At 70.0% G+C, this 12,291-nt stretch carries 10 protein-coding genes and 1 pseudogene; 3 read left to right on the forward strand and 8 right to left on the reverse strand.

What is annotated here, in order from left to right:
- The 3 genes from ACFC1F_RS27085 to ACFC1F_RS27095 all read right to left on the reverse strand — a co-directional run.
- On the reverse strand, positions 1-1,033 hold a 1,033-nt coding region (locus tag ACFC1F_RS27085; protein WP_376162076.1), incomplete at its 3' end, for a GAF domain-containing protein.
- 239 nt (positions 1,034-1,272) lie between these two features.
- Positions 1,273-1,935: a hypothetical protein gene (locus ACFC1F_RS27090; protein WP_376162078.1), complete on the reverse strand. Its 663-nt coding sequence runs from the start codon at positions 1,933-1,935 to the stop codon at positions 1,273-1,275.
- A gap of 169 nt (positions 1,936-2,104) precedes the next feature.
- Complete coding sequence (locus ACFC1F_RS27095; protein ID WP_376162080.1) at positions 2,105-3,043, reverse strand: DMT family transporter; 939 nt, start codon at positions 3,041-3,043, stop codon at positions 2,105-2,107.
- An 84-nt stretch (positions 3,044-3,127) separates the two neighbouring features.
- Between ACFC1F_RS27095 and ACFC1F_RS27100 the strand changes: the two genes are divergently transcribed.
- Both ACFC1F_RS27100 and ACFC1F_RS27105 read left to right on the forward strand, forming a co-directional pair.
- Positions 3,128-4,036: a LysR family transcriptional regulator gene (locus ACFC1F_RS27100; protein WP_376162082.1), complete on the forward strand. Its 909-nt coding sequence runs from the start codon at positions 3,128-3,130 to the stop codon at positions 4,034-4,036.
- A 359-nt stretch (positions 4,037-4,395) separates the two neighbouring features.
- Positions 4,396-4,866 carry a flavodoxin family protein gene (locus tag ACFC1F_RS27105; protein WP_376162084.1) on the forward strand — a complete coding sequence of 157 codons (471 nt, stop codon included), beginning with the start codon at positions 4,396-4,398 and terminating at the stop codon, positions 4,864-4,866.
- Positions 4,867-5,246: 380 nt separating this feature from the next.
- Here ACFC1F_RS27105 and ACFC1F_RS27110 read toward each other — a convergent pair whose 3' ends face one another.
- Positions 5,247-5,753 (reverse strand): GNAT family N-acetyltransferase, encoded by a 507-nt coding sequence (locus tag ACFC1F_RS27110; protein ID WP_376162086.1) that lies wholly within the window; start codon positions 5,751-5,753, stop codon positions 5,247-5,249.
- 164 nt (positions 5,754-5,917) lie between these two features.
- On the opposite strand from ACFC1F_RS27110, the gene ACFC1F_RS27115 reads away from it, so the two are divergent.
- Positions 5,918-6,067, forward strand: a complete 150-nt coding sequence (locus tag ACFC1F_RS27115; RefSeq protein WP_376162088.1) for a hypothetical protein — start codon at positions 5,918-5,920, stop codon at positions 6,065-6,067.
- Between the two features lie 183 nt (positions 6,068-6,250).
- Here ACFC1F_RS27115 and ACFC1F_RS27120 read toward each other — a convergent pair.
- The 4 genes and pseudogenes from ACFC1F_RS27120 to ACFC1F_RS27135 all read right to left on the reverse strand — a co-directional run.
- Positions 6,251-6,507, reverse strand: a pseudogene (locus tag ACFC1F_RS27120) (cation transporter dimerization domain-containing protein); the annotation flags it as partial.
- A 201-nt stretch (positions 6,508-6,708) separates the two neighbouring features.
- Positions 6,709-9,339: a glycosyl hydrolase family 28-related protein gene (locus ACFC1F_RS27125; RefSeq protein WP_376162090.1), complete on the reverse strand. Its 2,631-nt coding sequence runs from the start codon at positions 9,337-9,339 to the stop codon at positions 6,709-6,711.
- A 958-nt stretch (positions 9,340-10,297) separates the two neighbouring features.
- On the reverse strand, positions 10,298-10,972 hold the full coding sequence (locus ACFC1F_RS27130; protein WP_376162092.1) for a pyridoxamine 5'-phosphate oxidase family protein: 675 nt from the start codon (positions 10,970-10,972) through the stop codon (positions 10,298-10,300).
- Positions 10,973-11,019: 47 nt separating this feature from the next.
- Positions 11,020-12,063, reverse strand: a complete 1,044-nt coding sequence (locus tag ACFC1F_RS27135) for a zinc-dependent alcohol dehydrogenase family protein (protein ID WP_376162093.1) — start codon at positions 12,061-12,063, stop codon at positions 11,020-11,022.
- Between the last annotated feature and the right edge of the window lie 228 nt (positions 12,064-12,291).

Genomic DNA, 12,291 nt, shown 5'->3' on the forward strand with positions numbered 1-12,291 from the left:
GTGCTGCACTGGCCGCAGGAGACCGCCATGCAAGCACAGCTGCCCTTCCGTCGAGGACAGTTCCGGATCTTTCGCTGAGCGGGGCGAGCACCGCCACGGCCGGCCCCAGGCCCTCGAAGCGACGCGGGCCGGCGGTCAGCCGCGGATCGCCGTCCAAGTCGGCCGTGGTGACCGGCGAGCCGTCGGCGCACGCCTTGCCCGACAGCGACCCGTCCTGCGCCACCACCAGGCCCAGCCGCCCGGCGGTGTCCCCGCCGAGCGCCAGTTCCACCCGCAGCGTGTCCGTCCCGGCGACCGGCACGGAGACGTCCGCCAGGTCCGCCCCGGTGATCTCCCGGGCCCGCTGCGCGATCAGCTCCACGACGTCCGAGCGGGACGTCCCCGACAGCAGGGTCCGGTTGATCTCCGCGCTCGCGCTCAGCCAGCGCTGCTGGCGCTGCGCCTCCTCGTACAGCCGGGCGTTGTCGATCGCGACGCCCGCCGCGACGGCCAGCGTCGCGATCACCGACTCGTCGTCGGCGTCGAACTCCTCGCCGCCCCGCTTGTCGGTGAGGTAGAGATTGCCGAACACCTCGTCGCGCACCCGGACCGGGACGCCGAGGAAGGTCCGCATCGTGGGGTGGTGCGCCGGGCAGCCGTAGGAGGCCGGGTGCTCGTTGAGGTCGGCCAGCCGCAGCGCCTCCGGGTGCCGGATCAGCTCGCCGAGCAGCCCCTTGCCGGTCGGGTAGGGGCCGATCCGCGCGATCTCCTCCTCCGACAGGCCCACCGTCAGGAACTGCGACAATGTTTCGCCGTCCGGCCCGATCACGCCGAGCGCGGCGTACCTGGCGTCGACCAGCACGGCGGCCGCCTCGACGATCCGCCGCAGCACCTGCGTCAGATCCAGCTCGCGACCCACCGACAGCACGGCCTCCAGCAGGCTGTGCACCCGGTCGCGGGTGCCCCGGGCCGCGTCGATCCGCGCCTGGAGCTCCTCCAGCAGCTCGTCCAACCGCAGCTGTGGAATGCGCGACCGCTCTACGTCGCCGCCCACCGGTGCCCTCCTCGTCCCCGCCGTGCCCCTGCCGTGTCCCTGCCGTTTCTCCAGCGACGACCCCGATTCTGGCAGAGCCCCCGCGACCAGCGGAACGGCGCCCGGGCACCCGCCCGGGGGCCGGGGCAGGGGCGCCGGCGAACGGGTTGCGGAGCCGGGGGGCGTCAGGCCCGGGGTCGATGGGCGCAGGCCCGGAAGGCGTCAGGACGTCAGGGCGTCAGGACGCGCGCACCCGTGGATCAGGCATCGTGGCCGGTCGGACGGGGAGTCTCGTCCGCCCAGCCTCGGGCGAGGGCCAGCCGGCCCGACCGGTGTGCCTCGCGCTGTTCGGTGACCCATCGCTCCACCTGGTCCACGGACGTCGCCAGGGACCGGCCGGTGGTGTCGATCAGATGGGTGCGCCATCGCGGGTCCTCTGCGGTCCACGTGGTCCACCGGTGCCAGGCCATCTCCGGCCGGCTCCCGTCGATGATGACGTCGGGCCGGAAGCGCGGGTCGCGGGCGTGCCCGCGGTGCCAGGCCGCCCAGCCGCAGAAGGCGTCGGTGGCGGCCTGGTCCCATCGGCCGCCGTCGCGTACGGCGAGTCGGTCGCGCAGGTCCTGGTCCGCGACATCGATCAGGCAGACGGCGATCCCGTTCAGCAACGGGGCCGAGGGAGCGGCCAGAACCTCGCCCAACGGCGAGTTGCCGGACAGCAGCAGGTCCGTTCCGCGGGCCTGGTACTCCAGCGCGCGGCGCACCCACACCTCGGTCGTGCGATTGCGCCAGCCGGGCGGGATCGGCGGGGCCGGGACGCCGACCTCGTCGAAGTCGTGCACCACGACCCCGTCCAGTCGGTCGGCGACGGCGAAGGCGAGTGTGGTCTTGCCCGCTCCGCTGGAGCCGGTCAGCTTGAGCAGCATCCACCCAGGGTGACAGGCCTCCCAGGTTCCCGACCGGGACTTTCGGGCCCCGGCGATCCTCCGCATCCGCCGGACTCCTCCCACCGGCCCGCCGGCCACTCACCGGCAGGCCGGCCACGCGTTGGCCCAGTCACCCCGCCCGGTCACCCCGCCCGGTCACCCGGCCTGGTCACCCGGCCTGGTGGACGGGCACCGGCGTGGTGGGCTCCTCCGCGGCCGCCGGGGTGCGGGGAGCTTCGGCGGGTGCACGCCCACCCGTGCGGACGACGGCGACACCGGCGGTCACCACGCAGGCGACGCCCACCAGGCCGGCCGGACCGGGGACCTGGCCGAGCAGCACGACGCCGATGGCCGTGGCGATGGCCGGCTCCAGGCTCATCAGGGTGCCGAAGGCGCCGGTGGTGAGCCGTCGGAGGGCCAGGAGTTCGAGGCAGAACGGGAGCAGCGGCGCGAGTGCGGCCAGCAGCAGGCCGACGAGCACCAGCGAGGGCGTGAGCCCGCCGATCGCGGACGGGCCGGCGAGGACGGTGGTGACGAGCGCGGCGGTCGGCAGGGACACCGCGAGTCCCTTGAGGCCCTCCACCTGGTCGCCGGCGTGCTGGGTGAGGACGATGTAACCGGCCCAGCAGGCGCCGGCGCCGAGCGCGAGGGCGATGCCGACGAGGTCCGTGCCGCCGTGCCAGGGTTCGGTCAGCAGCAGGACTCCCGCGCCGGCCAGCACGCTCCACCGCAACAGACCGGCCCGGCGCCCGCCGTACAGGGAGACCGCGAGCGGGCCGAGGTACTCCAGCGCGCTCGCCGTGCCGAGCGGGATGCGGGCGACGGCGAGCATGAACAGGGACATCATCCCCGCGGTGACCACGCCGAGGGCCAGGCAGGCCCGCAGGCCGGCGCGGGTGAAGTCGGCGCGCCGGGGCCGGGCCAGCACCAGCAGGATCAGCCCGGCCCAGACCAGCCGGAGCCAGGCGGCGGCGACCGGGCCCAGCCGGTCGAACTGGGCGGCCGAGAGGGCGAGGCCGGCCTGGACGCTGGTCATGGCGGCGAGTGCCATGGCAGCGCCGGACCGGGAGCCGCCACGGCTCGGCGGGGCCTGCTTGTACGGGGTCATGGGGATCATTGGACCGCCTGATGACCATTGCCGTCCACGTGCCATTTCTGGACAGTCCGTTCATGAATCATGAACGATGGAGTGATGGACACCCGCCGACTCGCCCTGCTCTGCGAGCTGACGCGCCTCGGCTCGATGCGCGCCGTCGCCGAGAGCCTCCACGTCACGACCTCGACCGTGTCGCAGCAGCTCGCCGCGCTGTCGAAGGAGGTGGGACAGGTGCTCGTCGAACCGGACGGGCGCGGGGTGCGGCTGACCCCGGCCGGCCGACGGCTCGCCGAGCACGGGGCGCGCATCCTGGACGCGGTCGAGGCCGCCCGCATCGACCTGAGCGCGGGCGCCGAGCCGAACGGCACGGTGCGGGTGGCCGGCTACCTCACGGGGGTGCGGGACCACCTTCTCCCCCTGGTCGTCCGGCTGGCCGAGGCGTACCCGCGGGTTCGGCTGCTGGTGCGCGAGCACGAACCGCCGGAGTCACTGGCGCTGTTGGCGGACGACACGGTGGACCTGGCGCTCACCTACGACTACAACCTCGCGCCGGCCCCGGTCGACCCCTCGGCCGACGCGGCCCCGCTGTGGACGGCCCGGTGCGGGCTGGGCGTACCGGCGGGCCTGGACGTACCCGCCGACGGCGCCGTCCGGGTCTTCACCGCCTGTGCCGGGCTGGACTGGATCGTCAACTCCCGCCACACCGCCGACGAGACGGTGGTGCGCACGCTCTCCTCGATGGCGGGGTTCGACCCCCGGGTCACCCACCGCGCCGACAGCCTCGGCCTGGTCGAGCACATGGTCGCCGCCGGCCTGGGCGTGGCGCTGCTGCCCGCGGGACGGCCGGCCGTCCCCGGCGTGCGCTTCGTCCCGCTGGACGACCCGCCCGTCGTGCTGCGCGCGTACGCGGTGGCGCGCCACGGCCGGCTGCGGTGGCCGGCGCTCTCGCTGGTCCGCGAACTGCTGCGCGAGCAGGCCCGCCCGGCCGGCGCGCCCCGGGCCTGAGCAGGTCCGCGAGCAGGTCCAGGACGAACGCCCGTGCCCGGCGCCGCGGTTCCACCCGGGCGAACCGGTCCGCGGTCCGCCCCGTGGCCACATCGAGCGCCTCCCGCCAACGGAGGGGATCTCTGCTGCGGCCCGCAGCCACCGACCGGTCTTCCGTCTTCACACGCCGATGATCATCGGTGGCCACACCCGTCTCCGCGCCGGTCCTGGCCGGCACCATCACCATCCATGGCTCGACCACTGAGCGGCCGGGGACTCGTCGCCGTCCATCCGGTGTGGCCGCCATCACACTTGGGTGGTGTCACATCTGACGCCGGTGCCCTGTCTTCATGCCGGAAGCGAGAGAAGGGATCGTGAGGATGAAGACCGTCATCGTGTGCGCCTCCGTGTCGCACGGCAATACGCGTCGCATCGCCGCCGGCATGGCCCAGGTTCTGGGCGCGAAGGTCGTCTCCCCCGAGCAGGCCGACCTGGCGGAGCTGGCCGACGCCGACCTCGTGGGATTCGGCTCGGGCGTCTTCTACGGCAGGCTCCACCCCCGCCTGACCGACCTCGTCAAGGCACTTCCCCCCAGGCGGGGCCGGGCGTTCGTGTTCGCCACCAGCGGGCTCCCCGAGATCCCGCCGGCGCCTTTCACCCGCCCCCTGGTCCGACTCCTCGAAGGAAAGGGCTTCCAGGTGGAGGGGAGCTTCTCATGCCGGGGGTTCGACACCTGGACGCCCTTCAAGCTCGTCGGCGGTATCAACAAACAGCGGCCGAACATCGAGGACCTGGCCGCCGCGCAGGCGTTCGCCGGGCGACTGCGGGACAGGCAAGGGCCGGTGTCCTGACCAGTGGTGCCCCGAGGCATCGGCCTCTACTGCACCCCCAACCAGCGGTGATGCGCTGACCGCTTGACGTCGCCCCGGAATCCTGACGGCTCCGGCTGGGAGTCCTCGCCGACCCCGAAGGCAACGTGCTCCGTGTCCATCGCAGCGATCTCCGACCGGCCGCGACGAGTTCCGCAAGCTCGCGCGCCGCCCCGTCGGGTTCCGGGCCCGCGCCGCCCGGGGCAGGGCGGCGCGGCCTTCGGCGAGGAGACTCAGACGGCGCCGAAGTCGCCGGCGCGGACGGCGGCGCCTGAGGTCACCGCCGCGACCCCCGCCTGCTCGCCGAGCCCTCCCTCCCCGTCCAAGGGGCAGCGCGCCAACTGGTGCTCCCTGGGCAGCGCTCACGGCTCCCGTACCATGCGCAGGTTCGGCAGCCTCCCGCGCCAGAGCTCGCGCTCGCCCATGGCCTCGAATCCGTGACGCCGGTAGAAGCGGATCGCGCGCGTGTTGTAGTCGGTGACCCACAGCCGCACGGGTGTGTCCCCCGCCCACACGAGGAACTCGCGCATCATCCGGTCGCCGAGCCCCTGGCCCTGGGCTTCGTTCAACAGGTACATCGGGCCGAGCGTGACCGCCTCGTCCCGGCGGCCGCAGACGAACCCGACGGCCTCAGCCCCGGAGCGGGCGACGAGGCAGAACAGCAGGTCCGGCTGCCGCAGCGCCGCCTCGATGAACGCCCGCCACCCGGCGATCCCGTCCGCCGTGGCGGAGGAGCCGTGCTGCTCGCGGATCCAGGCTTCGTCGATCCCGGCGTCCTCACAGGGATACGTCTCCAGCCAGACCCTCAGCTGAAGAGGGCCGAGAGCCAGGGCGTCGTCGGGGCGGGGGGATTCGAGTACGTGGGGCATGGGGCCATCCTCGACGGTGCGGCCGGGCGCGTGGGGGATACCGCCGGATTGGGGTTCCGGCAAGAACTCCGGCGAGTGAGGCCCAGCGAGGACGATCGGCGATCACGGCCCGTCCTCCGCTGGGACCCGCAGGCGGTGGCAGAGAGGGTAAGGACGCGCCGCCGGTGCTGGGGACGATCAAGGAGGCGCCGGGCAACGTGAGCCTGGTGACGATGCTCACCGAGATCGACAAGCTGCTGACGGTGCGGGCGATCGGGCTACCGCCGGATCTGTTCATGCCGAACTTCTCACACCCGCCGACCGACGTGGCCTGACCCCGCTGTTCTGGTCCCACATCCGCCCGTACGGGGAGGTAAATCTCGACATGGACACCCGCCTGAACCTCACTGCGGGCTCGACGGGTCCCCTCCCTCGTACCGCTGCGGCCGTCGAGCAGTCGGTGCTGAGCCCCAGGGATCCGCGAGTGCCCGATTCTGAACCTGGAGGGTTGTCGGGGTTCAGGCTTCGGTGTGGTGGGCGAGTGCGGCGTCTGCTTTGCCGTGACCCGCGGTCACATCGGTGTGGACGCCGGCGGCAGTCGGCCGGGGGACGGCGTGGATGAGGCGTGTTCGGCGGCGACCGCGAGTTCGTGGGCCTGGACCACGGTGAGCTGCGGGGCGACGACGAAGTCGGCTTCGGCGCCCAGTGTGTGGCCGATCCAGCGCATGCGGACCTGTCCCACGTCTCGGACATCGCGCAGGGCGTGCTCGGAGGTGGAAAAGTTATGCCTCCCTGCACGGTGTCATACCGTCACGACGCTCGTGTGCTCGCATAGTTGGCGACACAAGAGTCATACTGGCTCCGCCTTCGAAGTGCCACCGGCCCGCTGTGCCATCAGCTTTCACCACGCTCAGCTCAGTCAATGGCGGAGTCGATGAGATGCGGCATCCCCGGTATCAGTCCCGTCCGCCTCCGCTTACTCTCGCAACAGGTGCGCCGCTCTCAGCTTGGCAAGAAGTGCGTTGAAATCATTTCTCAGCTGGGTAATGTCCGTCGTGGTCGAGTCCTTCTGATCTGGCACGCCCTGTGGAATCGGCTCAAGGTACTTTCTGTTTGCGATGACATCCAAGTCATAGAGCGTCTCCCACTTCAGACAATTATCCTCAGTGACCACTCCAACCTGCTGGGGCAGGTCCCGGCTCCAGGACCGCGGCTGACTTGGACCGGAGATGTTGTCGTGCGGGTTCAACGGGCCACCGGGCTTGTAGGCGGTCAGCCGATACAGGAAGTCATTGGGGGGATTCGGCTTGACGGTTTGCCCGATGATGTAGTGCGCCCCGGGCGCCCAGATAGAAGCCGCTCGCCCCCTTCCACACGGAGCCCGCACCGCCCACCCGATCGGGCCTTCGCGCTCTGCATCTCTAAGGCCATTGAGGATCAGATCACCCGGGCGGTAGAAGTTTGAGCTACCTGCAAGGGTATCGAACGGAGTTCCGCCATAAACAACACAGATTCGCCGCTCCCCGTTATTGTCAGGCCTTCCAATCCAGGCTTCCGGAAGCATCAGTGCACCGGGACGCGGACCGTTTTCGTACGCGTTTTGATAGCACGTATGGAAAGACCCACCACTCAGAAGGGACGTTTCAATCCTGCCGATACGAGCGTCATCGCTGTCAGGATCCCGAGATATCTGGACTTGGGTACGGAAGAGGGAATCCCCGTCGACGGGTTTCAGCTTGCCGTCCATCGTCACGGACTGAATATCCTGAATGATCGTGGAATCCGCATTGCTTCCGAGGGCGTTGGACGTTACGATCGAAGGCGGGCATTTGCCCACGCATTCCCATATCACCTCGCGATCTTTTGTCAAGCCCCCTTCTGTTGGGACCTCGGTGGACCATTGAATAGGCATACCGGTCGGGTTTTCCGGACTAGCTCCGAGAGTATGCCCGCCGACTATTGCTCGAAATAGGTACCCTTGCGCGGGGTAGGGTGGGATGGGTGGGTCCCTTGGTGGGGGGTCGGGCGGCGTCTGCAACTCGCCCACATCTATATCGATCCCACCGTTGACGATCCGATACAAGTGCACTTCGGAGTGGTTGTTTGTCACTTTCAGGGCAGAGGGTCCAGGTCCTCCTCTGACGGCGCCAAAGCCCCAGTACTTTGAGTCCGGGGTGATATCCATGTCCCCTCCGACCACAGCGGCATGGCCACCCCCCTTGAATACCGCTGGTGCATCCACTTCAGCATAGCAACCGACGTATACGGACCATGCGCCATCGCTTTCGGAGCTGATGTTTCGGTGCTGGTTTGCTTCGGCGTGACACGAAACGAAGGTGCAGCCGAGATACGAAGCATCATGAATTCCATCACGCCCGTTTTGTGTGGCAGAGACGTTCATGACCAGCATGGTATTTGCATTATCCTTACCCTCGCTGCCGATGTCGAGCCCATGCTGGCCATTGCTAATGATGAGGCAATCACGTATCTGTGTGAGGTTGGCATTGACTTCCGGCGTGAAGCGAGGCGGGTAGCTTGCGTATATCGTTATTCCGTTACGCCTGAAGCCAATGACCCGCACCTTCTCGATCCACGGGCCGTGCGCCAGAACTCGTACGCCATCCATCTGCGGGGCCTGATGGAGATCGACCTCGGTGGTACCCCTCGCTTGCAGGGGCCTCGACTCGAGGGTGAACTGGCGAAGCACAGCATAGTCCGCACGACCGCGATCGGGCGATCCGGTCCAATAGCCCGTCAGAGCAATTGCGCAATAAACGGTCTCTCCGGCGCCTACTCCGACTTGACCGATACCGCCGCCGATACCTGGAGGGATTGGAGGGTCGTGTGGAGGGGGTTCAAGGGGATTGGTCCTGGTGGAGAGGTTGAAATCCGCCTTTTCGCCTGCAACATCTGCGATGATGCGGGAAGTTCCTCTGAATCCAAAGCCGGCTCCCTCCAGAATGCAACCGTTCGAGACGACAAGAGGCTTCCTGATCAGGTAGTCGCCCGGAGGCAGGTAGACGACTTTTCCGTCGGACGCCGGTTCATCAGTCATCTTTTCGAGTCGCATTGCGCAGTCCAGCGCATCTTGGAGCGCGTCCGTGTCGTCGGTCTTTCCATCCCCTGCCGCTCCGAAGTCGAGCACGTTCAGCCGCGTGTCGCGGCGGGGCCGGATTGTCACCATGCCCGAAGCGTCACAGTCACCGATCCAGTTCGGAGCACTGATGCAGACTTTTTCTTTTTTCGGATCGTTTTTGCGCACGCGCACGGCGTTAGCCCGCACGAGTTTTCCCGAACTGTTGACGCCAACCGCGCCAGACTTTCCGGGGCCCAGGCCGCCGAAGACTGCGCCGTCTATTCGGACAACACCGCCTATTTGAACGTCGACCTTCGTCTTGGCGTCCGCTGTCTGCAGAGCAATCCCAAAGAACGGAAGGGTATGCAACGTCTCGTCGTCGGGGTTGTTGCTCTGCGGGACAGCAGGAGCGACGGCAGGGGTGACGGGGGTGGCCGGCGATCCGGGGGTGGCCGGGAATCCGGTGATGCGGACCGCCTGACCGGCTGTGACCATCTGTGCGGCTTGCATGGTGACAATAACGGTGTCCATCGAAGCTTCTCTTCCGTTGAGACTTCGTTGGCAAACGCAGGTCCGGGGAACACGCCAGTTCCGGGAGAGTCCTCAGCGGAGGCCGGGCGGTGGTCCGATCTCATCGGCGCCGGAGGTATTACTGAATCCTCTACAGCCGCCTCCTCCAAGGATAGGCGCGCCAGGCCCTCTCGACGATCCGTGGCAGCCCCCTGGAGGGCGCGCACCACCGCCGGGGCGCCCCTGACCCGGGCCCCGCAGAGGACAACGCCAACGGGCCCGTACGCGACGCCCTGGTATCCATGAACTCAGACCCCTCTTCCGAGCAGGGTGAGCGGCCGGCGGGCATCGCGGGCATGGTGCCGAAGGACGGAAGCGATGCTGCTCTTGCCGGTCAGGCGGCGGGCACCAATGGCCCGGTTGCGCCAGATCGCCATCCCGGCGTGGGAGTTGAGATCCGGGCCGCCTGCTTCGAGAGGCGATCTTCGAAGCCGGGTTGAAAAGGGCCGGCCGCGGGTGGAGCCGCTGGCCCGCCGTAGCCGCCCGGTGTCCTGCCGAGCGGCGTACCACGCTGGGACGCATGCATGTGCATCCTGCCGCCCGGCAGTTCAGGCGGCCCACGGCATGAGGTGACCGTACGTCACGCCCGCGACCTGTCCGCCTGCCCGCCTGCCCGCCTGCCCGGAGAACACCGTCACCTCGATCGCGAAGCTCCTCGGCGTCTCCCGCAACACCATCTGCAACGAGGTGCCCGAGCTGAAGGGAGGCCATCTCACGCTCGCCGAAACGGCCAACACGACAGAGCTGCCCCGCTGCCCCCACCCTCCAGGGCATAGGACTGATCACCGCCGTCTGCGGTTGGTGACAGGGTTCTTACCAGCACCCCGGATTCCACGACCTCCGACTCCGGGCAGCGGGCCGCGGACAGCGGGCGCCGACCGCCGGGCCGCGGGCGGTCGCCGCCGGGGCCGACGGCCCGTCAGGCGGTGCCGAGGCGGCGGCCGGTGATCTCGTCGGGGCGGATGCGTACCCAGAGCGGACGGTCGCCGCCGGCCCACGGGGTGGTGCCGGGCAGTTGCGAGAGCCGCTCGGCCTCGTCGGGGTCGTTAACGTGGTGCGCCTCGCCCAGCACCAGCACGCTCCAGCCGCGACTCAGGTGGTCGTCGATGTGGTCGACCTGGAACGAGACCGGCGAGCCGTCCGCCGGCGCGGCGCTGCCCCGGGCCGCCGTGCGGTAGACGATCGTGCCCTCGGTCACCGCGTAGTTGACCGGGTAGACGGCCGGCCCCGGCTGGACGGGGAGTCCGACCCGGCCGATGCCGTGGGTGCCGATGAGCGCCCAGCACTCCGGCTCGGTGAGGTGGAGCAGGAGCGGTCGCGGCCCGGGTTCGGACTGTCCCGGCGGGGCGTCGGCGCGGCCCTCCAGCAACTCGGACCAGGACATCCGCAGGGCTCCGCCGATCCGGGCGAACCCGGCCGGGTCGAAGGCCGGGCCGGCGTTCAGCAGGTGCCGAAGGTAGCGGGGTGCCATCGCGGCCTGGTAGGCCAGCATCTGGTCGGTCATGCCGAGCTGGTCGCGCCGCTCGACGACGCGGCGGGCGACGTCGGCGGGGTCGGCCCGTCCGATGACGTCGGGGTCGGGGGTGTGGTTCACGGTGGCTCCTCGGCTCGTCACGGCGGTCCCCCGCCGGTGCCCCTGGGTCACGCCCGGAAGAGGGCGACCTTCAGGGCGCCGTTCTCCCCGGCGTCGGCGAAGACGTCGTACGCGTCCTGCATCTCGGCCAGGCCGAAGCGGTGGGTGACCAGCCCGGCGACGTCCAGCCGGCCTGCGGCGAGCATGTTGAGCAACAGCGGGGTGCTGTGGGTGTCGACCAGGCCGGTGGTGATGGTGAGGTTGCGGATCCAGAGCTCCTCCAGGTGCAGCAGAGCCGGTTTGCCGTGCACGCCGACGTTCGCCACCCGCCCACCGGGCCGGACGACGCGGGTGCAGAGTTCGAAGGACTCGGGCACGCCGACCGCCTCGATCGCCACGTCCGCGCCCAGGCCGTCCCCGCTCAGTTCGCGCACCGCCTCCGGGGTCGCGTCGGCGACGGTGAGGGTGGTGTCCGCGCCGAACCGCTTGGCGGCGTCCAGGCGGGCCTGCGCGAGGTCGACCGCGATGATGCGGGCGGGGCTGTAGAGCCGGGCGGTGAGGATCGCGGCCAGGCCGATCGGGCCCGCGCCGACGACCACGACGGTGTCGCCGGGCCCCACCCGGCCGTTGTGGACGCCGACCTCGTAGGAGGTGGGCAGGATGTCGGCGAGCAGCAGCGCGGCCTCGTCCGTGACCCCTTCGGGCAGCCGGTGCAGCGAGTTGTCGGCAAAGGGGGTGCGGACGTACTCGGCCTGGCAGCCGTCGACCAGGTGGCCGAGGATCCAGCCGCCACCGCCGGTGCACTGGCCGTAGGCCGCCGCGCGGCAGTAGGCGCAGCGGCCGCAGGCCGAGATGCAGGAGACCAGGACGCGGTCGCCGGCCTTGACGGTGCGCACGCCCGGCCCGGTCTCGGTGACGGTGCCGACGGCCTCGTGTCCGAGGACGCGGCCTTCGACGACCTCGGGGACGTCGCCCTTGAGGATGTGCAGGTCGGTGCCGCAGATGGTGACCGCGTCCACCCGGACGATCGCGTCCTCGGCGTCGCGGAGGACGGGGTCGGGGACCGCTCCCCAGGTACGGCGGCCCGGTCCGTGGTAGGTCAGCGCCTTCATCTCCCGGTCACTCCTCTCGGGCTCCTCGGTCCTCCCCCGCCGTCGGAGCCGGGCGGCGGGGAGCCGGGTGGTGGCCGGCCCGGACGGCAGCCGATGCAGGTGGCGGCCGACGCGGGCGGTGGCGGACGCAGGTGGCGGCCGGCCCGGAGGGGGCCCGGTTCCGATCGCTCCACTTCCGCTACTCCTCCAGCGTTCCGCCGAACCGCGGCAGCCGCCAGGGGCGCGCGG

The sequence above is a fragment of the Kitasatospora sp. NPDC056181 genome (genome assembly GCF_042266225.1).
Lineage (GTDB): Bacteria > Actinomycetota > Actinomycetes > Streptomycetales > Streptomycetaceae > Kitasatospora.